Annotated in this window: 21 protein-coding genes; 12 read left to right on the top strand and 9 right to left on the bottom strand. The window is 60.2% G+C overall.

Annotated features, from left to right (window positions below; translation table 11 throughout):
* Positions 1-258 precede the first annotated feature (258 nt).
* From VSR68_RS37630 to VSR68_RS37610, 5 genes are all read right to left on the bottom strand, one after another.
* Positions 259-1,320, bottom strand: a complete 1,062-nt coding sequence (locus tag VSR68_RS37630; RefSeq protein WP_342944606.1) for an ABC transporter ATP-binding protein — start codon at positions 1,318-1,320, stop codon at positions 259-261.
* The gene (locus VSR68_RS37625; RefSeq protein ID WP_342944605.1) at positions 1,317-2,243 is read right to left on the bottom strand and encodes an ABC transporter permease; all 927 of its coding nucleotides are present in this window, start codon (positions 2,241-2,243) and stop codon (positions 1,317-1,319) included. Before VSR68_RS37625 ends, VSR68_RS37630 begins: the two co-directional genes overlap by 4 nt.
* Positions 2,244-2,273: 30 nt before the next feature.
* Positions 2,274-3,098 (bottom strand): ABC transporter permease, encoded by an 825-nt coding sequence (locus VSR68_RS37620; protein WP_342944604.1) that lies wholly within the window; start codon positions 3,096-3,098, stop codon positions 2,274-2,276.
* Positions 3,095-4,108 carry an ABC transporter substrate-binding protein gene (locus VSR68_RS37615; protein WP_428983677.1) on the bottom strand — a complete coding sequence of 338 codons (1,014 nt, stop codon included), beginning with the start codon at positions 4,106-4,108 and terminating at the stop codon, positions 3,095-3,097. The genes VSR68_RS37620 and VSR68_RS37615 overlap by 4 nt, the downstream gene beginning before the upstream one ends.
* A gap of 106 nt (positions 4,109-4,214) precedes the next feature.
* Positions 4,215-5,288: a LacI family DNA-binding transcriptional regulator gene (locus tag VSR68_RS37610; RefSeq protein ID WP_342944603.1), complete on the bottom strand. Its 1,074-nt coding sequence runs from the start codon at positions 5,286-5,288 to the stop codon at positions 4,215-4,217.
* A 763-nt stretch (positions 5,289-6,051) separates the two neighbouring features.
* Between VSR68_RS37610 and VSR68_RS37605 the strand changes: the two genes are divergently transcribed.
* From VSR68_RS37605 to VSR68_RS37565, 9 genes are all read left to right on the top strand, one after another.
* Positions 6,052-7,233: an integrase family protein gene (locus tag VSR68_RS37605; protein WP_342944602.1), complete on the top strand. Its 1,182-nt coding sequence runs from the start codon at positions 6,052-6,054 to the stop codon at positions 7,231-7,233.
* A 120-nt stretch (positions 7,234-7,353) separates the two neighbouring features.
* Positions 7,354-7,632 carry a type II toxin-antitoxin system RelE/ParE family toxin gene (locus tag VSR68_RS37600; protein WP_342944601.1) on the top strand — a complete coding sequence of 93 codons (279 nt, stop codon included), beginning with the start codon at positions 7,354-7,356 and terminating at the stop codon, positions 7,630-7,632.
* Between the two features lie 10 nt (positions 7,633-7,642).
* Positions 7,643-7,945 carry a HigA family addiction module antitoxin gene (locus tag VSR68_RS37595; RefSeq protein WP_342944600.1) on the top strand — a complete coding sequence of 101 codons (303 nt, stop codon included), beginning with the start codon at positions 7,643-7,645 and terminating at the stop codon, positions 7,943-7,945.
* 187 nt (positions 7,946-8,132) lie between these two features.
* Positions 8,133-9,356, top strand: a complete 1,224-nt coding sequence (locus VSR68_RS37590; RefSeq protein WP_342944599.1) for a hypothetical protein — start codon at positions 8,133-8,135, stop codon at positions 9,354-9,356.
* Positions 9,357-9,581: 225 nt separating this feature from the next.
* Positions 9,582-9,812, top strand: a complete 231-nt coding sequence (locus tag VSR68_RS37585) for an HP1 family phage holin (protein ID WP_342944598.1) — start codon at positions 9,582-9,584, stop codon at positions 9,810-9,812.
* Positions 9,809-10,264 (top strand): glycoside hydrolase family protein, encoded by a 456-nt coding sequence (locus tag VSR68_RS37580; protein ID WP_342944597.1) that lies wholly within the window; start codon positions 9,809-9,811, stop codon positions 10,262-10,264. The genes VSR68_RS37585 and VSR68_RS37580 overlap by 4 nt, the downstream gene beginning before the upstream one ends.
* Before the next feature lie 48 nt (positions 10,265-10,312).
* Complete coding sequence (locus VSR68_RS37575; RefSeq protein WP_342944596.1) at positions 10,313-10,531, top strand: hypothetical protein; 219 nt, start codon at positions 10,313-10,315, stop codon at positions 10,529-10,531.
* A gap of 42 nt (positions 10,532-10,573) precedes the next feature.
* The gene (locus tag VSR68_RS37570; protein WP_342944595.1) at positions 10,574-11,029 is read left to right on the top strand and encodes a hypothetical protein; all 456 of its coding nucleotides are present in this window, start codon (positions 10,574-10,576) and stop codon (positions 11,027-11,029) included.
* Positions 11,026-11,406, top strand: coding sequence for a DUF1353 domain-containing protein (locus VSR68_RS37565; RefSeq protein WP_342944594.1), 381 nt, complete (start codon positions 11,026-11,028; stop codon positions 11,404-11,406). The genes VSR68_RS37570 and VSR68_RS37565 overlap by 4 nt, the downstream gene beginning before the upstream one ends.
* Positions 11,407-11,565: 159 nt before the next feature.
* On the opposite strand, the gene VSR68_RS37560 is transcribed toward VSR68_RS37565, so the two are convergent.
* The 4 genes from VSR68_RS37560 to VSR68_RS37545 all read right to left on the bottom strand — a co-directional run bounded on the left by VSR68_RS37560 (position 11,566) and on the right by VSR68_RS37545 (position 17,488).
* Positions 11,566-12,624: an acyltransferase gene (locus VSR68_RS37560; RefSeq protein ID WP_342944593.1), complete on the bottom strand. Its 1,059-nt coding sequence runs from the start codon at positions 12,622-12,624 to the stop codon at positions 11,566-11,568.
* A gap of 316 nt (positions 12,625-12,940) precedes the next feature.
* Complete coding sequence (locus VSR68_RS37555) at positions 12,941-13,087, bottom strand: hypothetical protein (RefSeq protein ID WP_342944592.1); 147 nt, start codon at positions 13,085-13,087, stop codon at positions 12,941-12,943.
* Between the two features lie 765 nt (positions 13,088-13,852).
* The gene (locus VSR68_RS37550) at positions 13,853-14,842 is read right to left on the bottom strand and encodes a hypothetical protein (RefSeq protein ID WP_342944591.1); all 990 of its coding nucleotides are present in this window, start codon (positions 14,840-14,842) and stop codon (positions 13,853-13,855) included.
* 192 nt (positions 14,843-15,034) lie between these two features.
* Positions 15,035-17,488, bottom strand: coding sequence for a type VI secretion system tip protein VgrG (locus tag VSR68_RS37545; RefSeq protein WP_342944590.1), 2,454 nt, complete (start codon positions 17,486-17,488; stop codon positions 15,035-15,037).
* A 553-nt stretch (positions 17,489-18,041) separates the two neighbouring features.
* Between VSR68_RS37545 and VSR68_RS37540 the strand changes: the two genes are divergently transcribed.
* From VSR68_RS37540 to VSR68_RS37530, 3 genes are all read left to right on the top strand, one after another.
* A complete protein-coding gene (locus VSR68_RS37540; RefSeq protein ID WP_342944589.1) occupies positions 18,042-18,662 on the top strand; it encodes a glutathione S-transferase in 621 nt (206 codons plus the stop codon).
* A gap of 182 nt (positions 18,663-18,844) precedes the next feature.
* On the top strand, positions 18,845-19,036 hold the full coding sequence (locus VSR68_RS37535) for a hypothetical protein (protein ID WP_087735593.1): 192 nt from the start codon (positions 18,845-18,847) through the stop codon (positions 19,034-19,036).
* 122 nt (positions 19,037-19,158) lie between these two features.
* Positions 19,159-20,562 (top strand): FAD-containing oxidoreductase, encoded by a 1,404-nt coding sequence (locus VSR68_RS37530; protein WP_342944588.1) that lies wholly within the window; start codon positions 19,159-19,161, stop codon positions 20,560-20,562.
* Positions 20,563-20,570: the final 8 nt, after the last annotated feature.

The raw sequence follows: 20,570 nt of genomic DNA, 5'->3' as shown, positions 1-20,570 counted from the left end.
AGTGGTGTACGTACGCTTTTGCGGGCACTTGTTTCTCGTGACTGACGCGCGGGTTAAGGCCCAGGAACGTTGAGAGCCCGTGGGTAGACGTCAAGTGTTGGCGGTGTTAGCCCGCTTTCTTTTGCCTACTTTTCTTTGCGGCGGCAAAGAAAAGTAGGTGCCGCCCCGCACAGGGGCAACGCCCGCGCCGCGAGGCGCATCGCGGATGCCGACGAAAACACAGGCAAACCCAACCACAAGCAAACCAAACCAAAAAACTCACGATAACGCAATCAGCGCATCCTGCGCGATAGAAATACCGACCCGCGTACCGCGCGCCAACTCAACGCGCCCCGGCACATCGACGATCAGCGCATCGGGCGCCGCATCGCGAATCGTCAGACGCGTGCGTTCGCCGAGAAACGCGGAAGCATCGACGGTGCCGCGCAGTTGCGCGCTCTGCGGATCGGCGAGCCACGCATCTTCAGGGCGGAAGAAGACTTCGTCGCCATGGCTCGCGACGTGCGGCGCACGCGTCGCGTGCATCAGCGGCAGCGGGATCGAGCCGCCCGTCGTCGCGAGCACGCCGTCGCGCGCTTCGCCCGACACGCGGTTGATCGTGCCGACGAACTGCGCGACGTTGCGGTTCGCGGGACGGTAGTAGATGTCACGCGGCGTGCCGATCTGCTCGATGCGTCCCGCGCTCATCACGACGATGCGGTCGCCCAGTTCCATCGCTTCCGCCTGATCGTGCGTCACGTACACCGTCGTGATGCGGAGATCGCGCAGCAGCGCATTCATCTCGCTGCGCAGCGTGTCGCGCAGCCTTGCATCGAGCGCCGTAAGCGGTTCGTCGAGCAGCAGCACGCGCGGCTGCGGCGCGAGCGCGCGCGCCAGCGCAACGCGCTGACGCTGGCCGCCCGACAGCTGATCGATCGGCTTGTCCGCGTGATCGGTGAGACGCATCATCGCGAGCAGTTCGTCGACGCGCTGGCGCGCCACGTCCGCGTTGACGCGCTTGATCTTGAGGCCATAGCCGATATTGCCGCGCACGGTCAGATTCGGAAAGAGCGCATAGCTCTGAAACACCATGCCGACCTGGCGCTTTTCGATGGGCAGCGCGGTCACGTCTTCATCGCCGAACGCGACGCGGCCTCCTGCATCCGGCCGTTCGAGTCCGGCGATCATGCGCAGCGTCGTCGTCTTGCCGCAGCCGGACGGGCCGAGCAGCACCAGCGTTTCGCCCGCGCCGATGGAGAGATCGAGCGGTTCGAGCACGCGCGTGCCGCGAAACGTCTTCGCGCAGCGCGTCAGCGTGATGGGAATGGAGTCGAGTTTCATGGCTGGTCCGGTGCGCCCGCTTGCGTATCGATCACGCGCGCGTTCTTCTGCTTCGCCTTCTGCCTGATGCTGCGCTGGCCCGTCGCATCGACGCCGAGCCATTGCATCGCGACGAGCAGCGGCATCGTCATGATGAAAAAGAGAATGGTGTACGCGCTGCCGATCTCGATGCGCAGCGACGCATAGGTGTCGGCGAGACCGACGGGCAGTGTTTTCGTTTCGGGCGTGTGCAGCATCCACGTCAGGTTGAATTCGCCGATCGAGAGCGTCACGACGGCGAGCGCGCCCGCGACGATGCCGGGCCGCGCGTTCGGCAGCACGATCGTCACGAAGCGCTGAAAGAATCCCGCGCCGAGGCTCGCGGCGCCTTCTTCGAGCGTGCGCAACCCCGAGCTCGCGCACACGGCCGCGACGGCGCGCACCATGAACGGCAGCGTGAACACCACATGCCCGACGACGATGAACGCGACGCTCATCCGAAACATCGTGAATCCGCCGTACACGACGAGCAGCGCCAGTGCTGACGCGAGACCCGGCAGTGCAATGGGCAGCACGAGAAACTCTTCGATGATGCGCGAAAGGCGCGTCTCGCTGCGCGCGAGCACATAGCCTGCGGGCACGCCTGTGAGCAGCGTGATAACGAGCGTCGCGAGCGCGACTTCGAGCGACAGGAACACGGACGCGTGATACTGCGTCCACACCTCGCCGAGCCAGCGCAGCGTGAGGCCGCTCGCGATGCCCTGAAAGTAGTTGACCGTCAGCCCCGCGAGTATCGACATCACGACGGGCACGATCAGGAACGCGCACAACAGCAACGTGACGAGCCATTGGCCCGCCGCGAGCCACGCGCGCAGCGAGGGCAGGGCGAACGCGCGCCTGCGGCTCGCAGGCGGCGTATCGGTAGCGTGGGCAACGGTGTTCATGCGAGTGTCTTCATCGGACATGAAAGAGGATCAGGCCGTCGCCGCAACGGCCGAGCCGCTGACGCTGCGCGCCGCATACAGCACGACCCACGTGACGATGCCGAGCACGATCGACAGGCCGGCCGCCGTCACCATGTTCGCGTTCAGCGTGAACTCGGTGTAGATGGTCATCGGCAGCACGTCGATGTCGGTGGCGAGCGTGAATGCGGTGCCGAATGCGCCCATCGCCGTCGCGAAGCACACGGCGCCCGCCGCGATCAGTCCCGGCGACAGCGCGGGCAATACGACATCGCGCATGATCCGCCACGGCGACGCGCCGAGCGAGCGCGCCGCCTCTTCGAGCGACGCATCGAGCTTCGTCGCCGACGCCATCACCGTCACGATCACGCGCGGAATCGAGAAGTACAGATAGCCGAGAAAGAGCCCCGTCATCGAATACGCGAATACCCACTTGTCGCCCGTGAGCTTGAGCGACAGCGCGCCGATCAGCCCCTGGCGTCCCGCCAGCATGATCACCATGAAGCCGACGACGACGCCCGGGAACGCGAGCGGAAACGTCAGCAGCGCGAGCAGCACGCGCCTGGCCGGAAACTCGCGGCGCGCGAGCAGCAGGCCCGAAATCACGGAGAGCGCGAGCGTCGTCGCCGTCACGGCGGCCGACAGGACGACCGTCGCGAACAGGCTCTTCATGTAGCGCGTGTTCGCCAGCATCGCGCCATACGTTTTCAGCAGATGACCGTCGGCGCTCACCTGCACGAGCGCCGTCATCGGCAGCAGCCAGAACGCGATGAACACCGCGAGCGCCGGCGCGATCAACGCGATGCGCCAGCGCAGCGGGAACGTGATGTCGTTCAATGCATCACCTGCAGATATTGCTCGCCGAACGCCTGCTGCTTCTCGGCCATCTTCCCGAAGTCGACGGCACGCGCGCGCGCATAGTCGCTTGCGGGCAGGAACTTCGCGGCGGCATCGGCGCTCATCGCGTTCGCGCGGACGGGGCGCAGATAGGCGCTCGCCCACAGCTTCTGGCCTTCGTCCGACAACACGAAATCGAGCACCTTCTTGCCGTTCGCATCGTGCGGCGCGCCCTTCACAAGGCTCATCACATACGGCACTTCGATCGTGCCTTCTTTCGGGATCACGAACTCGACGTTCGCGTGATCCTTGTACTTCGCGCGATACGCGTCGAAGTCGTAGTCGAGCAGGATGGGGATTTCACCCGACAGCACGCGCGCATAGGCCGTCTGCTTCGGCACGATCGGCTGGTTGGCCTTCAGCTTCGCGAACCAGTCGAGGCCCGGCTTGAAGTTGTCGAAGCTGCCGCCGAGCGCCTGATTGACGGCCACGGCGCCCGCATAGCCGACGAACGCGCTCGACGGATCGAGGTAGCCGATCATCCCCTTGTACTCGGGCTTGAGCAGGTCGGCCCACGAGCGCGGCACGGGCTTGCCCTCGAGCGCGTCCTTGTTGACGAAGAAGCCGAGCGTGCCCGAGTGGATCGCGAACCAGTAGCCTTGCGGGTCTTTCAGATTCGCGGGGATGTCGTTCCAGTGCGCGGGCTTGTACGGCGCGATCACGCCCTTGTCCTTCGCCTGGAACGCCGACGACACGCCCAGATACACGACGTCGGCCACGGGGCTCTTCTGCTCGGCCATCAGCTGCGCGATCGCCTGGCCGGAGTTCTTGTTGTCGAACGGCACGTGGATGCCCGTCTTCTGCTGGATCGCGTTGATCTGGCTCGCCCAGTCGGCCCATTCGGGCGGGCAGTTGTAGCAGATCGCGGTTTCGTCGGCGTGCGCGACGGATGGCGCGGCCAGCGTCAGCACGAACGACGATGCAGCCAGTGCGGCGCGCGCGACGCGCAACGCTGCAGTACCGATGGAGTAACGGCGGTTCACGGCAGGTCTCCCGGAGGTGGAAAGGAAATTGTTTTGAACGCGATGGTGCTTGCGGTGGTGCGGGTATTGGGCGTCACGCGAACGAGCGCGCGTTGCGATTCGGCGATGCGCCCGCCATGTCGGAGATCGCGGCGATCGTCGCGCCTTCACGCAGCGTGTACGGCAAGGTCAGCGACAGCGACGGCGTGCGCAATGCGTCGTCGAAGCCTGAAGGCTGCGTGCCGTCGAGGCGCGCGATCAGCCGGCGCCACGCGGCGCAGCCGATCTCGCGATTCGGCGCACAGACGCTCGCGAGCGGCGGCGACAGCAGTTCGCCCATCGCGAGACCGTCGAAGCCGAGGATCGACATGTCGCCGGGCATCTCGAAGCGCGCGCGGCGCAGGCCGCGCATCACGACCATCGCGAGCAGATCGTTCGAGCAGAAGAGGGCTGTCGGGCGATTCGGGCCCGTCGTCAGATGATTGAGGACGGAGGGCGCGAGCTCGTCCGCGTTGAAATCGATTTCGAGCGCGGGCGCGGGCGTGAGGCCCGCCTGCTGCATCGCCTGCACGTAGCCGAGATGGCGCAGGCGCGCGCGGTCCGACGCGGCGAGCGTGCCCGCGAGCATCAGGATGCGGCGATGGCCGTGCGCGATCAGCATGCGCACGCCGTCATAGGCCGCGAGCCGGTTGTCGACGGACACGGACGGGCGGCGCACCGTATCGTTGTGCATCAGCACGTACAGCATGCGGTCGCGGTCGAGGTCGTCGAGGAGAGGATGCGTGTCGGCGTCCGCGACCGTCAGGATCAACCCTTCGACGCGCTGTTCGCGCAGCGTCTCGATCGCGTGGCGCTCGCGGTCGGCGTCGTACTGCGTCGTCATCAGCATCAGCCGGTAGCCTTGCGCGGACGCAAGCTCGTCGATGCCTTGCAGGCATTCCGCGAAAACGGGGTTGGCGAGCGTCGGCAGCACGACGCCGATCAGGCGCGAGCGTTCGCCGCGCAACTGACGGCCGAGCGGGCTCGGGCGGAAGTTGAGGGCGTCGATGGACTGGCGGACTTTCTCGAGCGTGACGGGGTTGACCGTGTGCGGCGCGTTGATCGCGCGGGAGACGGTCGCGATCGAAAAGCCCGCGTGGGCAGCGACATCCTTGATCGTGGGCGTCATCGTCGTGTTCCCCTTGGTTGGCCTGCTGGCGCAATCCGCGTCGAGCAGCGGGCGCTGTTGTAAACGTTTTCGTCGGCGGATTATCGGGAACGTTTGTGACGGGTCGATGAATGCGCGCGGCGCGCGGAGAACTGGGGTATGCGCCCGTTTGGTCGGGGTGCGGCGCGATGGTAGAATCGCGTCCGCCCTGCCGGGGTGATGAAATTGGTAAACATAGCGGACTTAAAGCATTGAGTGCCCAGCCGGAAACGGCCGGTGCAGAACCCTTCAAATTCGGCGAAACCCCTGACCCGCGCGATGCGCGCTCGAGGCGACGCCGAGCCAAGCCGGTTTTTCTTCCTGCCGACGGCGGGACGGAAGGCGCCGGAAGGTGTAGAGACTAGACGGGGGGCGCCTAAGGCGATGGGCGTGCAATACGCGCATCGCGATGGCGAAGGCATAGTCCAGCGCACGAACGTGGCTGCCGAACGTTGTCGATTGATGTCGATCGCGGTTGAGGCAGACGGCGTCGAAAGACGTAGTGTGACGAAAATCCGCCGCTTAACAGCTTGCCGGTTCGAGTCCGGTCCCCGGCACCACAGCTTCTCCCAACGTTTCCCAGGATCTACCAAAAAGAACCGTAAGTCAAGGAGTTTTCAAGGACTTACGTGATTCATCTGTCGATTATTTCCCACATTCCACCATAGACGCCCAAGAAAAAAGGTGGCATCTTCGGGGGCATATTCCAACCATCTGGGGCGGGTCGATGCCCCCTTGCTGAATTATGCCTCTTACCGACGCCGCTGTGCGCGCGGCAAAACCACGGGAAAAGTCCTACAAACTGACCGACGGCCACGGCATGTATCTCGAGGTCATGCCGAACGGCTCGAAGTACTGGCGCCTGAAGTATCGGATCGACGGGAAGGAGAATCGGCTTGCCTTGGGTGTCTACCCGGCGGTGTCGTTGCTGGCGGCGCGCAAAGCCCGCGATGAAGCGAAAGACCAGCTCCGGGCTGGCCTTGATCCGTCGGCGGAAAAGAAGCGCGTAGCCGAAGCCAGGGTTGTCGAGCAAGAAAAGAAAGCGGCGGAGGCGCGCACTGTCGCTGATGCGGTCAACGAATACAGCGAGAAAGTGTCGCCAAACAAAGAGGGCGGTCGATGGGAGAAATTGCGCCTCGATCGCTTTCTGCGTGAATTTCCGCAGTTAGCCTCCCTTTCCCTCTCCGAATTCAACACGCCGCACGTGGCCCAGTGGCGGGACGCCCGTCTGAAAGGGTACGTCCGTCCTGACGGCACCAAGGCAAAAGCGATCACCGGGGCATCGGTGAATCGTGAGATAAATCTGATCCGCAACGTATTCACGATCGCCCGGGAAGAGTGGCACTGGCTGGGGCATAACCCGTTCAAGGGTCTGCGTATGCCCCCAGATGGGGTGGCACGCACACGCCGTATCGACCCGTGGAAGGAGGTTCGGCCGATCGTCCGGTGGCTCGGTTATCGGACTGGCTATGCCCCCGAGACCAAGCAGCAGGAGGTGGCGCTCGCGTTCCTCATTGCACTCCGCACCGCCATGCGCGCGGGCGAGATCGTGGCACTCGGCAAGGGCAGTCTGGATCTGAGGAAACGTGTCGTCACGATCAAACACAAGATGCAATACCTGACCGGCCGGCCGCGGGAGATCCCGCTGACGCGAGCGGCGGCGCGTCTGCTGAAGGTCGTCGCAGATCGAGAACAATGCTTCACTGTGTCGTCCGCCTCGCTCGACGCGCTGTTCAGGAAGGCCAAAGCGGCGCTGTGCATCGAGGATTTACACTTCCACGACAGTCGGGCCGAGGCTCTTACCCGCCTGTCACGTAAGGTCGACGTGATGACGCTGGCAAAGATTAGCGGCCACAAGGATCTGCGGCTGCTGCAGGAGCACTATTACCGAGAGACGTCCGAGCAGATTGCGGCCCGGCTCCGATAGAACTACTCGATTCGCATGTGCGACTGCAGCACAACAGCAACAATCGCGCCAAGATTTATATCGAAAACCCCAATATAGTCTTGCTTGACGATACTATTGCGGCGCAATACTATCCGGACCATGATCCAATCATTCAGATGCGCCGATACCGCTGCTTTGTTTTCTGGCACGCGCGTTGCTCGGTTTGCGAACATCGAAACCGTCGCGATGCGAAAGCTGGCGATGCTTAATCGGGCGACGACTCTGAACGATCTGCGGGTCCCGCCGAACAATAAGTTGGAGGCTCTCCAGCGAGATCGTGTCGGGCAGCATAGCATTAGGATCAACGACCAGTTTCGCGTCTGCTTCCGCTTCGACTCGGGCAACGCGTTCGACGTCGAGATAGTCGATTATCACTAGGAGGTGACTTATGCCGCGTGAAGTTCCATATCCCCATCCGGGAGCAATCCTGCAGGAGGAGTTTTTGACTCCGATGGGTATCACCGCATATCGTCTCGCGAAGGACATCGGCGTTCAACAGCAACGTATTGGGGAAATTGTCGCCGGTCATCGTGCGATTACGGTCGACACTGGATTGCGTCTTTCCCGTTTCTTCGGTACGAGCGATGAGTTCTGGACCGGGTTGCAGCTTGACTACGAAACGGCGATGCACAAGGCAGAGATCGCTAGGGCACTCGAAGCGATAGAACCTTACGAGCACGAGGAAGCGTGACATCGAAACCGCCTACGGGCGGTTTTTTAATTGGGGCGTTGATTGGAATTCGAATACACACGCAAGCACGGAGAACGACGAACTTATATCGTTCGATGATGCTGACCGCCTGAATCTAGCTATCGGTCGACGACTGGCTAGGAATAGCCACCTCACTGGATCTGAATTCAGGTTCCTTCGCAAGGAGTTGGACCTGTCTCAGCATCGCCTGGCCGACATGCTTGGAACAACAGAGCAAACCGTCGCGCTTTGGGAGCGGCGCGGGAAGATTCACGCCATCGCTAACGGGACGCTCACACTCACGGCGTCAACGACTAACTATGTCTACGCCGACCCGACGACGGGCGCGGTTAGCGTGAATACGACGGGCTATCCTTCTGGCAAGGTTCCGCTCTATTCCATCGTTACGGGCACGACGACGGTTAGCAGCTATACCGATTGCCGTTCCTATCAACCGTCGGCAACGGGGGGAAGTGGCGGGAGTTTTGGCAACCAAAACGCTAACTATGTTTTTGCGGGTCCGTCTTCGGGCGCGGCGGCGGCTCCGTTGTTCCGTCAATTGGTCGGCGCGGATTTTCCGGTTTTTGGCGCGTCGGGCGCTTCGCATTCGGCGGGCGCAGTTCCCGATCCGGGCGCGACCGCTGGCAACACGCGTTTCTTGCGTGAGGATGGCACGTGGCAAGTGCCATCGGGCGCGGGCGGCTCATCTACGCTTTCCGGCCTAACCGATGTGAGCGTTACGGAAGGTGCGGGCATTAACGGCTATTCGCTCACTTGGAACAACACTACGGGCAAATGGGTAGCGACGAACGTTAGCGGCGGCAGTTCTTCTTCAAGCGGATTCGGCACGCCCGACACGCCGCCCGCGTCTTCGGCCTTTACATGGGTCAATCAGGGTTCTTCAACCGTCGCGAACGATAGCTACGGTATGTATATTGTTGAACCGGGCCATACGGGCGACTCGGTTGCATTGCTTGTCAAGGCCAAGCCGTCTACAACGTCGTGGCGTATGGCGGCGCGTCTTAAATTCTTAGGTTCTTGCACGACCTATAACACGGCGGGGCTTTGCCTGTATGACAGCGTAAGCGGGAAGATTTGCCATTTCGGGTTACAGATTACAAGTACGTCGGCGATCGGTTTGCTTGTCCAGTATTTCAATTCGACAACAAGCTATAACACTAATGCCATTGCGGCCGTGACGTGGGCGGAAGTGCCGGATTGGTGGAGTATCCGCACCGACGGGACTAACTACTATTTCGAAGTATCGCAAGACGGCATTAATTGGATGACCTTCGGACAAGTCGCCGTAGGCGCATTTATTACGGCAAATCAAGTTGGGGTGTTTATCAACGCCTCAAACAGCACGAGCATTCCTTACGGCTTGCGCGTCTTTTCCTTTACGGCGGCGTAATCGCCACAACCCAAGACGTGCCGCCCGCTAGGTTACACGGGCGGCGTTTCACCATTGGGGCCACGGGGCTTCTAATGAGTGAAAACGCCATGACTGGCTAAGGCGCTGGGGCGGCAAGTAGAAAACTGGCAGTTCGAACCTGTAATACCTTCCGGCTAGAGCCGCCTTCGGGCGGCTTTTTTATTGGGTCGCCGCGTGCGGCCATTTCTATTTGCGGGGAATCGGATGCGACCTAGCGCTACCGAAGCGGCGAGCTACGCCGGAAGTGCAGTGTCATTGGTTTCATCGCTGACGCTTACCGACATCGGCGTGCTCGTCGGTATAGCTACAGCGATCGCGACGTTCGCGCTCAACGTATTTTTCATGCGCCGCAAGGACGCGCGCGAACAGCGTGAGTCCGATGCGCGCCTGCAAGATATCGAGAGTCACATGCGCAGCGAGAGGGCTGCACAATGAATCTCACCCTTCTCTATGCGGAGCTGCGGCGCGATGAAGCTGTGCGCGATCGCCCGTACCTCGACACGTCGAAGCCTCCGAAACCGACTGTCGGAGTCGGTCACAACCTGAGCGCGTCGCCGTTGCCAGCCGGTTGGACCTATCCGCTTTCGCCGGCGCAGATCACTCAGTTGCTCGTCGATGACGTTGGCGACACGTTGCATCAACTCGATGTGAATTTGCCGTGGTGGCGAAAGCTCGACGAGGTGCGCCAGCGCGTCCTCGCGAACATGTGCTTCAACCTCGGCATTGCCAAGTTGCTGGGCTTCAAGAACGCGCTCGCCGCGACGGAGCGGGGTGCCTACCCGACGGCAGCGGCGGAGATGCAGGATTCGCTTTGGTATGGGCAAGTCGGCGCGCGCGCGGTGCGTCTCTGCGAGGCCATGCAAACAGGAGTGATGCCGGCGACATAGCCGCTGCACCTACAGCAGTTTTGTTTCTTCTTCTCGAAAGGAGCATTCATGAATCAGACCTCTCCCGCAGCAACCGGCACCGCCGGCGCAGCGATCGCAGGCCTCGTCGCTGCCATCGCGTGGGCCAATAACCGCTATGGACTGAGCCTGACTGCGCAGGATCAGGTGTCGATCGCCGGCGGAATCGTCGCCGCAGTCCACTGGCTCGCGACGCAATATGCAGCGCGCAACTCCCCGAAGAACCCCGTAGCACCCGCCCAGCAGTAACTCCCCGCCGCGCTCGCGGCATATCTGAAAGGAAATCCCGAAATGAAAAAGATGCTGCTTGCGGCAGGCCTTGTCGCGTCCGTGCTCTTCGCTGGATGCGCTGGCGTCCAGGTGAATCCGGTTTCGCTGCCCGCGACGCCCGCAGTCCAGTCCGTTCTGACCGCCGCCCAGAAATTCCACAACGCTGTTACGGCGGCATGCAACGTTCTGATGCCGACTATCGAGCCGTTGACGCCGCTGTTCGCGACGCAGCCCGGTTTCGTCGCGTTCAATGCGGATCTCAGCCTCGCGTGTGCGGCTAACTTTGCGATCGACCTGGCCTCGGTCAACAACCTGATCGGCTCTTCGATCTCCGCTGCGCAGGCAGTCGTCCCGAATGTCTCGGCTCTCGACAAGACGCAGCAGGTCGTGGTCGTGGCCGCGCTCGGTGCGTTCAAGGGGGCGCTGCAGAATGCGCTCGCCGCGTACGTGGCTGCTGCGCCGGTGGCGACGCAATGAGCAAGTTCCTCACGTCGCTGGTGATGGAGAACGCCACGGGGCAGGACGATGGGAAGTGGCGTCTCACGTCACCGCTGATCTATGACTCGAATGTCGCTGGTCGGGTGATCGTCGTTCCGACTGGCTTCGTCACGGATCTTGCATCGGTGCCGCGCGTGCCGATCGCGTACATGCTCGCCGGCGGTACGAGCAATGAGGCGAGCGTCGTTCACGACTATCTCTACACCGAGCACCTGGTCGACCGCCAGACAGCCGATGCGGTGCTGCGCGAGGCCTCGGCGGTTACCGGCGTGCCGGCGTGGCGTCGCGCGATCATGTGGGCGGCAGTGCGCGCGTTCGGCGGCTCGCATTGGGACTCGAAGCCCATCGCCGCTTGAAAACAGCCCGCAGTTTACAGGCTACGGGCTGTGTCGATTTTTTCGAACAGTCGGATGCGTCTCGACGCTGGGGCGAAAAAACGCCCGACGGGTTACAAGGCCGTCGGGCGATAGACTCGAATGGCCGCATTCGAGAGGAGATGCGCCGGGACGGTTAGGTTAAGCGGTTGCGACCGGCGCGCGGCGCGGCGTCCAAGCGTGAAAACGGGCGCGAAACGGGTTTTCGACAGCGACATGCAGCAGATACGCGCTGACGAAGGAAATGGCCAGAAACGCGCCAGCAAGCGCTAGACGGGTCGCGGCGGTCGCCGCATGCGGCGCAAGGTAGTCCAGATACGGGCGAAAAATATCATGCGCGAGATAAAGGGCATACGATCCCGCGCCGAGCATTTGAAACGGACGAAGCGTGAAAAGGCGTGCAATCGGGCCGCTATCGCTTGAAAGCGACGCGACCAAAACGGCAAACGCGACGGGCGCGGCAAACGCTGTTGCACGACCAGCGGAACAAATGACGGCAACGGCCAAGGCGAACGCCAGCATTTGAGTTAGCGGGCGCGTAAATGCGACGACCGACGCATGATGCCGATAGTTCGCGACCAGTGCGCCCGCGAAGAATCCCGTTAGGCATCGCGCATAACCGAAGTCAAAAGCGCCGTTAAGGCACGCGCCCCGCGTGATGCATGAATGAACAATGAGAGATTGATAGATCGCGACGGCAAGGCCGATTGCGGACAGCACGGCGAACGCGAGAACGCGCGCGCGACCGCGCAACGCGAGACAAAGCGCGCCGAACAGCACGTACACGTAAAACTCGCTGCTGATTGACCATGTGACGGGCGAGCCGACGAAATGACCGAACATCGGAAAACTTTGCGTTAATGTAAGAATTGCGGCCAGTTCACCAGAAGTCGGCGCGACGTGCTCCCCGCGCAGAGGAGTCGAAACCAAGTTGAGCAAGGCGAAATAAGCGAAGGTCGAAACGATGTAAGCCGGATAAAGGCGTCCGAAGCGTCGGACCATGAAGTTACGCAAGTCCGCGCCGTCGTTGATGTGGTTGGCATAAGCCGCGCAAATGACGAAGCCTGAGAGCACGAAGAACAGGTCAACGGCGAGATAACCGCCGTCCAGTGCGTGCGGCGCGTTGAAATCGCCGCCCATGTGATAGGCGACGACAAGCAATGCTGCCGTGCCCCGTACGCCTTCAAGACTCTTATTCATTTTGCGCCCCGTGTTATTGTGTTTCTAGTCGTCAGACTAATCTGAAACCCCGCGCGTTTACAAGGGAGTTTCGACGCCGATTCGTTGAGTTGTGTAAACCAACGTACATAGAACCCATGCCAGCTAGCCCTACACATTCGGGATGTCGTGTCTTGCTCAGGCAAAGATTCGCGATGCGCGGCGCATACGAAGGCGCGACCCCAGCTAGAAGAAGCGAACCGCGACAAGGCATCGAAAGCGCTGTATAGCGGCGCATGGCACAACGTCCGCGCGGCGTTCCTGCTTCGTCCCATATGGATCGCGTAGGCTCATTTTGTCAGCCGTGCGGGTTGGTTTTCACGGCTATGTCATTGAGCGTTTGACCGATGCGGTCGAAAACTTGTCCAACGGCGTGCGCAGCGGGCACCGCGAACGCCAGAACGATGAGGGCAACGAGAGTTGCAACGAGTGCGTATTGTTTCATTTTGCGGCCCTTCGCAGTCGGATTTACCTATGGTCTGCGAGAAGGTGGCATCTTAGGGGGCATCAAAATTGATCGCTCCGCGCGATGTTCCGCCCAGTAAGGCGGTCAACAAGCTAAACGAGTCCGGTCCCCGGCACCAGATATCCTCCAACAGAGTTCAACGGTTCGCCGCGAAGGCTTGCTAGATAACGCTGGGCGGGGCTTCGTTTGGCGTAGCCTCCAAAGGTCTGCCATGTGAGATGACCCGGAATCAACGGGTGTTAGGGGCACGACTCCAGCGCTTGTCGGATGGATAACAACCCCCTTGGCGGCGCGAAACCTGAAGGACAAAACGGGGCGCTGTCCGACGCCATGATCCTTAGCACGAGGTTGTGAAAAGCGGCAGAAGCTGTATTCTTAGATTACCTCATTCTTTCAAAGCAGAGATGCCTTCCGCTTCTTGAACCGCCCCCTCACATTGGGCATGCATCGTTAATGCGATTCCCGAAATAGCAGCTATTTATTTTGCTTCGATATTGCGGTTATAACGGCAATTGCGAAAATAATACTCCAAACGACCACAAAAATCGGAAGCGGAATTATTAACGTTAATGCAAATGTTTCCTTGCAGTCTTCCCCATAATATCCAAAATCATGTATGCATTCTATAACAGGATAAAATAAATACAATGTTGATGCGAGAAATATTGATATAAATATAATAACAACGATTTTCAATGAAGACGAACGATTTTTGTTGTTTTTTTGCATTTTATTAAATCTCTTTTAAGAAATGGACGTCGCTGATGCAGCGCCGATTTTTATTTTTTCGATGATATCAGCTGAGGCGCCGGAAATCATTAATATCGACTTGATTTCGTCACGTGGATAAGGGCTTCGCTTTTCGACCTCAACGAAAAACCGTTTCTTCGGATCGCTGTCCCGATACCTCTCGATCATTGTTGTGAGGCTCACCCACGTCTTATTAGAAAAGAACGCCGTTTCCATCGTTATCTTTGCCGCTTCATTGGGTGTCGCGCGAATGCTTTTTTGGGGTATAAATGCAAAGCATCCTTCTGAACCGCCGAGCCATTTTGCGTGCAAAGCCCTCGCTCTGGCCACGTAGAAACCTCCAATATGGAACATTACGTTCGCGGCAAGCAATTCATCTTTTCGAGAAGATATTGGTGCTCCATACGGATTGTCGATGCTCACTCTTTCTGCGTGCAGATAACGCTCCTTCTTCCCACGCTGGGATTCGTCTTCCATAAGAAAGTACCCATGGATGTTGGGATCCGCAGCAGACGGAAAATGAATTTGGTCTGTGAAATATCGATTTTTAGCTGAATCGCGTGGCTCGAATGCAATGTTGCGACACCACGTCATTCCAATGGAATTAATCCGTAAATAATACCATGCATCGCGGGTGATATTTATTTGATATTGTGTCGAGCCTTTTTCGCCCTTGGATGAATCGAATAAAATCAACTTCGCGTGATATGTCGGCACTACGACTGCAGGCTGCTGCTCTATGGATTTTCCCCAGCTTGTCACAACGTTGGGATGGCCATATACTTTTTGGATGGTGTAGCCAGAAATATTTGTTGTTATTTTTAACAAAACATATTTTTCTGAGATTAGAACATCTTTTGCACTTTCGTCAGTGTACAAAGTGGTATTCTTTTTGCAGATCAGGTTGAGACGGCGACGCATTGGGCTGGTTATCCAGTCGTCTGCACTGTTCTCGAAATCAATGGCGAACGTTTCTTCGCTCATAAGAAATCCTTAATTTATTTTATTAAAAATAGTATAGAAGATGCGAGATGAAAAATTAGTCCGGGCAATTGCATATTCAGCGTTTCTAAGCGGCGTTGCCCGCACTGATCTACTGAAACTGCGCCGCCCCCCCATGGCGGATCAATTTTTGAAACGTAGATCTGGCGGACTGAGAAGAAATTTAATAATTGATTAAGCGAATATTTTTACATTTTCCGATTGGGCGGTTTGGCTAAGTAAATGTGTTCTCCCCTCGTCATCTGTGACTCCATGTTCCACCGAACCATCAGCTCGCACGATCGCATATTCGATATTTCGAAGTGGCGCCCCTGTCACCTTGTCGAGCAATCTAAAACAATCATCGAACCGATTTTCCGAACCAGGAAGCGCGGGTAAGAGTATGTGTTTTGATTCTTTGCCCTTTTTCTGGACCGAAATTGTCTTGATGAACAAATCGAGCGGGCCACCGAGCGTGATGCTGCCGTCCTTGATCTGAATAAATGCGCCACCGCATTCGAGGATGATTTCCCTGGCGGCGGCCAGATTCATCTTCCCATTGACGCTGGCGGCGCTCACGTCCTTGTCCGCAATGAGCGACATCGGGCCGCCCTGCGCTTGCACCTCGACCGGCCCCATGGCCGCGAAGATTTTTATCCCGAGCTTCTGCGCGAACATCGATACACGCTCACCCGCCGCGACCGTGAAGCGCTTCGCGACACCGATATCGGCGTTCTTCCCGGCCACGGCGTTGATGCTGTCCTGCGCCGCGAGCTGTATCCCCTGGCCCGCCACGACGGCCGCCGATGCCGGGGTACTCATCAGCAGTCCCGGCTTCTTCAGGCCGTCCAGATCGTCCTTCATCTGCTGGTGTGCATCGGTGTCGGATGGCTCGGCCTTGGCGCTGCGCGCCGAATCCGCCAGCGCCTTGGCAAGCTCAAGCGCGCTCTCAAGCTGCGCGACGGTTTCCTGCATGTCGAGCTGCTGGCCGGTCGCGCCGGGGCGGCCGTAGGCCGTGACCATGACGCCCTTGCCAGCACGGATCGCCCCCCATCCCGAAGTCCTTAGCTCATAGCCTTCACCCTGGTATTCGAGCCTGTTATTCACCAGGTAGCCAAGATTCAGCTGGCTCTTGCCCGAGTGTTCGGTGCCCAGCTTGATGCCTTCCTGGCCTGCCCAGTCCTCCATGCGCAGCTTGTTGTTGCTTTGCGTGCGGATTACGTTACGCGACAGCCAGCGCCGGTCGCTGGTGACTAGATCCACCGCCTGGCTGTGGTGATGGAAGCCGGCGATATACGGCTTGTCCGGGTCCCCGTCGCGAAATTCGATCAAGGCTTCCGTACCGTCGAGCGCAGGGAAGTGGAAGCCTGTCTGCAATGCTCCCGCGAACGGCTTCGCCAGCCGCAGCGGCACACTCTCGCCGCCCTTGGGCCATTCCGCGAAGTCCACATCGAATCTGACCGTGTAGTAACCGGCCGATGTGACGTATGCGTATTTGTAGCTGTCGGGCGACGTGACGCGCCCGCTCAGTGAGCCGGAGATTCTGGGCCAGGCTGCTTCGTCCAGTTGCAACCTGAAACGCCGGTCGCACGAAATCGCCCTGTAGCTGTTCGTATAGCGGGTGTCGCGCGCGCCCCGGTGCGTAACCTCAATGATGACCTGACCATCGGGCGCGTCAGGCAACGCTTCATCCATGCGCAGAATCCGTCCCGGTTGAAGTGCGAGCACGTTGCTTTCGCCGTCGTAGACAACCTGCCGGGCAATCGCCGCTTCATGGCGCAATTGCGCTTCCCATCTGACGCCTGTCTGGTCAGAATGATGCATGCCGTAGATATACGCGTGACCGTAGGTGGTCGGGTCTTGTGGCGCAACGTTCGCTTCGTCTTTTAAGCGCTCCCACGCCTGTTCCGGGTTGTAGTCGGCCACGAGAAACGATTGCGGCACCGTCTGCGCGTGTGTCTTCAGCGAGAACACCGACTCCATCGCGGATTCAAGTCCTGCGTTCTCCCGATAAGGAACCTCGAGTTGCGGTTCGTAAATGTAGTGGTCGAGATCGTCACCAAATACGACCTGGTCGCCGTGTTCGGTCTCGGTCATGTAACAGTAAATGCCCGCCTTCTGCATCAGCATCTGTATATAGGCCAGATCGCTCATGCGGTACTGGAAACGGAACAGGTGCTGTGGATACGGGCGACGCAGGCGGAACACGAACTGATGACCCGCGAGGCCATGACGCCGCAGGATCGCCTCGATGATCTGCGGCGTAGTCTGGTGCTGATAGATCTGGCTTGTCGTGACGGCCGCAAGGCGGGCGAGGTGCGACTTCACGACGATCTGATAGCTCGTGTAGTCCTTCGTTGTCTTCAGCTTCGAAAAGCGCTCGATGAACCCGGAGAACTTGCGGGGCATGCCGTCGACTGGGTCAATCGTGAAGACCGCATCGCGGTTCAGATAGTCGTTGCGCGAAAGCTCTTGCGGGTGAGTGAGTACGATGCGCACTTCACTTGGCTCGCCCATCTTCTCGGTTGCTTCGAACGACACGACCGATAGCGCCCTTGCCTGCGCCGCCCCCGCGACTTCAAGAAAGTATGCCTGCCGGCCGGTTAGCCCCTTACGGAGCGGACCATCGCCTTCCAATGCTTCGGCCATTATTTGCGTTCCCTGATTATCCGGGTGTCGGGATGACACCGGAGCCGAGTCCGATTGCAGCGTTTAACTGCCGGATGCGCTATCAGAGAAGTTCGAAAATTTGTTCGGGGGCGCGTTGTCCCACGCATTTCCCCGCCGCGCTCGCGTCTCCCTAACCCACGCTTTGGACCTTACGTTCGACCTACGCGCGTTCGAACTTCAACCCCTGCTTCGCCCAGCCCTTAAGCCCCCGATAAGCCTGAATCCCTACAATCGCGACGATGCAATCCGGAGGCAACAACCGGAGGCAACAACCGGAGACCCCAACTCGCGATAGAGGATGGCGACATGCACAAATGCCACTACCGGTTCCTGTGGCGCACGCCCATGAACGAAGTTCGATGGATTTGCCGTGCGTGCGGGACGCTGATGGTGCGGGGGGAAATCTACGAGCCGCTGTGAACCACCCTGCCGTTCGTAAAGCCTCGCGCCCGTGGCGGACCGACATGGCCAGACGCGAACCATTCGTCTACAGTATGTGGCGCCGCGCCCCAACAACCACGGAGAAAGCAGGATGCTACTGATCGGCATGATGGATTCACCGTACGTCCGACGCGTCGCCATTTCGCTCGCCGTGCTCGGCTTGCCGTTCGAGCACCGCAGCGTGTCGGTGTTCCGGCACTTCGACGAGTTCGCGAAGGTCAATCCCGTGGTCAAGGCGCCGACCTTCATCGCCGACGACGGCACGATGCTGATCGAGTCGTCGCTGATTCTCGACTATCTGGATCATCTGAGCCCGCCGGAAAAACGCCTGATGCCCGCCGAAACAGCCACGCGCGCGCGGGCGCTGGGCTTGATCGGCTTCGCGCTCGCCGCTTGCGAGAAGACGATGCAAAACGTCTACGAAGTGAATCTGCGGCCCGCCGAGCGACAGCATCAGCCGTGGATCGAGCGCGTGCAGAAACAGCTTTTCGCTGCCTACGATCATCTGGAGAAGGCAATCGAGGGCCACAACGCAAACGACTGGCTGTTCGGCGACCGGCTGATGCAGCCGGACATCACGTTGGCCGTCGCGTGGCGGTTCCAGCAGTACATGTTGCCGGGCCTCGTCGATCCGCAACGCTATCCCGCGCTCTCCGCGTTTTCCGCGCGTGCGGAAGCGCTGCCGCAATTCGCCGCCGCGCCGCTCGAATGACCGTTCGCGCGCGGCCGGTCAACGATTTGCCGCGTGTACCCGGATTGTTCTAATCCGGCGACAACTATCTTCGCGTTTCGCTCATTTATCTCTAACTATCGGCTCTCTACAATCCATCCATCGAAACAGGTATGCAGAGCGGCGCCGCGAGCAACACGCGGCGTCATGCGATGGAGAAGGCCATGAGAGCGATCATTGAACGACAGCTTTATCACCCGGCAGTGGTGCTGCCGATGGTGTCGCTCATCCAGATCATGGTGCAGGTGGATTTCAACCTGAGCCAGGCCGGCTTCGTCGTCGCGACTCAGGGCGCGCGCGCCGCGTTGCAACGCTCGCGCGAACTGCTTTGCTCGCTCCATCACTGCGACGCGTGAGCTGCTGCGCTCGCGGGGCAAATACCTCTGACCGGCTTTCAAAGGATTCGCGACCACGCACTTCGAATGACGCGAGGCAGGCGTAAGATGACCGACTCGATACGCGTTTCGGGAGATCCGCCATGCCACAGCACTTCGACGCCGTTGTGATCGGCACGGGACAGGGCGGCTCGCCGCTCGCCGTGCGGCTCGCCAAAAACGGCCGCAAGACAGCCGTGATCGAGCGCGAGAAATTCGGCGGCACTTGCGTGAACGTCGGCTGCACGCCGACGAAGGCGTATGTGGCGAGCGCTCGCGCCGCGCATGTCGCGCGCCATGCGGCCGACTACGGTGTGCGCGTGGCCGGCGAAGTCACCGTCGATCTCGCACGAGTGAAGGCGCGCAAGGACGCGATCATCGGACAGTCGCGCGACGGCGTCGAACATTGGCTGCGCAATACGAAGAACGTCACCGTTTTCAAAGGGCATGCGCGCTTCACCGGCCCGCATGCGCTCGCGATCACCGACCCCGCCAGCGGCAACGCGATCGCCGAACTGCAGGCCGACGACATCTTCATCAATACGGGCACGCGCGCCGTCATTCCGCAGATCGACGGCATCGAGCGCATCCGCTATCACACGAACTCGACGCTGCTCGAACTGACCACGTTGCCGGAGCATCTGGCGATCGTCGGCAGCAGCTATATCGCGCTTGAATTCGCGCAGGTGTTCCGTCGTTTCGGCAGCCGCGTGACGGTGATCGTGCGCGGCGATCGCGTGCTGACGCGCGAGGACGAGGACTTTGCGCGTAACGTGCAGGACGTGCTCGCGCGTGAAGGCGTGGAATTCCGTTTCGGCGGCGAGCCGTCGCGCGTCGAGCCGTTGCACGCGGACGGCGACGGCGTGCGCATCTTCTTCGGCGCCGATGCCGCGCCGCTCGAAGCGTCGCATCTGCTCTTCGCGACAGGCCGCCGCCCGAATACCGATGACCTCGGCCTCGATGCCGCAGGCCTCACCGTCGACGGGCACGGCACGATTGCCGTCGACGGTCAGTTGCGTACCGGCGTGCCGGGCATCTGGGCGATCGGCGACGTCAACGGACGCGGCGCGTTCACGCACACGTCCTATGACGACTACCAGATCGTGTCGGCGAATCTCTTCGATGGCGGCAAGCGCAGCGTCGACGAACGGATCATGGCATATGCCGTGTTCGTCGATCCGCCGCTTGCGCGCGTCGGCAAGTCGGAGAGCGACGTGCGCAAGGAGGGCCGCGACGCGCTGGTCGCGACGATGCCGATGACGCGCGTCGGCCGCGCGCGCGAGAAGGGCGAGACGCAGGGCTTCATGAAAGTGCTCGTCGACAGGCAGTCGAAGCAGATACTCGGCGCGACGATCCTGGGCGTCGACGGCGACGAGGCAATCCACACGTTCATCGACATCATGACGGCGCGCGCGCCGTACACGACGCTGCAATCCGCAATGCACATCCATCCGACGATCAGCGAACTGATCCCGACGCTGCTCGACGGTCTCGCGCCTTTGAAGTGAGGTCGGCC

Source organism: Paraburkholderia phymatum (assembly GCF_038900715.1).
GTDB classification, from domain to species: domain Bacteria; phylum Pseudomonadota; class Gammaproteobacteria; order Burkholderiales; family Burkholderiaceae; genus Paraburkholderia; species Paraburkholderia phymatum_A.
The sequence above is the reverse complement of the archived record's forward strand: the minus strand, read 5'-3'. Positions and strand labels throughout refer to the sequence as shown.

Bases quoted from the DNA above. Each gene is read 5' to 3' on its own strand.
- VSR68_RS37540 (WP_342944589.1), top strand. From the start codon at position 18,042: ATGCTACTGATCGGCATGATGGATTCACCGTACGTCCGACGCGTCGCC.
- VSR68_RS37575 (WP_342944596.1), top strand. From the start codon at position 10,313: ATGAATCAGACCTCTCCCGCAGCAACCGGCACCGCCGGCGCAGCGATC.
- VSR68_RS37555 (WP_342944592.1), bottom strand. From the start codon at position 13,087: ATGAAACAATACGCACTCGTTGCAACTCTCGTTGCCCTCATCGTTCTG.
- VSR68_RS37600 (WP_342944601.1), top strand. From the start codon at position 7,354: ATGATCCAATCATTCAGATGCGCCGATACCGCTGCTTTGTTTTCTGGC.
- VSR68_RS37605 (WP_342944602.1), top strand. From the start codon at position 6,052: ATGCCTCTTACCGACGCCGCTGTGCGCGCGGCAAAACCACGGGAAAAG.
- VSR68_RS37535 (WP_087735593.1), top strand. From the start codon at position 18,845: ATGAGAGCGATCATTGAACGACAGCTTTATCACCCGGCAGTGGTGCTG.
- VSR68_RS37580 (WP_342944597.1), top strand. From the start codon at position 9,809: ATGAATCTCACCCTTCTCTATGCGGAGCTGCGGCGCGATGAAGCTGTG.
- VSR68_RS37625 (WP_342944605.1), bottom strand. From the start codon at position 2,243: ATGAACACCGTTGCCCACGCTACCGATACGCCGCCTGCGAGCCGCAGG.
- VSR68_RS37565 (WP_342944594.1), top strand. From the start codon at position 11,026: ATGAGCAAGTTCCTCACGTCGCTGGTGATGGAGAACGCCACGGGGCAG.
- VSR68_RS37545 (WP_342944590.1), bottom strand. From the start codon at position 17,488: ATGGCCGAAGCATTGGAAGGCGATGGTCCGCTCCGTAAGGGGCTAACC.
- VSR68_RS37585 (WP_342944598.1), top strand. From the start codon at position 9,582: ATGCGACCTAGCGCTACCGAAGCGGCGAGCTACGCCGGAAGTGCAGTG.
- VSR68_RS37610 (WP_342944603.1), bottom strand. From the start codon at position 5,288: ATGACGCCCACGATCAAGGATGTCGCTGCCCACGCGGGCTTTTCGATC.
- VSR68_RS37595 (WP_342944600.1), top strand. From the start codon at position 7,643: ATGCCGCGTGAAGTTCCATATCCCCATCCGGGAGCAATCCTGCAGGAG.
- VSR68_RS37570 (WP_342944595.1), top strand. From the start codon at position 10,574: ATGAAAAAGATGCTGCTTGCGGCAGGCCTTGTCGCGTCCGTGCTCTTC.
- VSR68_RS37550 (WP_342944591.1), bottom strand. From the start codon at position 14,842: ATGAGCGAAGAAACGTTCGCCATTGATTTCGAGAACAGTGCAGACGAC.
- VSR68_RS37560 (WP_342944593.1), bottom strand. From the start codon at position 12,624: ATGAATAAGAGTCTTGAAGGCGTACGGGGCACGGCAGCATTGCTTGTC.
- VSR68_RS37530 (WP_342944588.1), top strand. From the start codon at position 19,159: ATGCCACAGCACTTCGACGCCGTTGTGATCGGCACGGGACAGGGCGGC.
- VSR68_RS37630 (WP_342944606.1), bottom strand. From the start codon at position 1,320: ATGAAACTCGACTCCATTCCCATCACGCTGACGCGCTGCGCGAAGACG.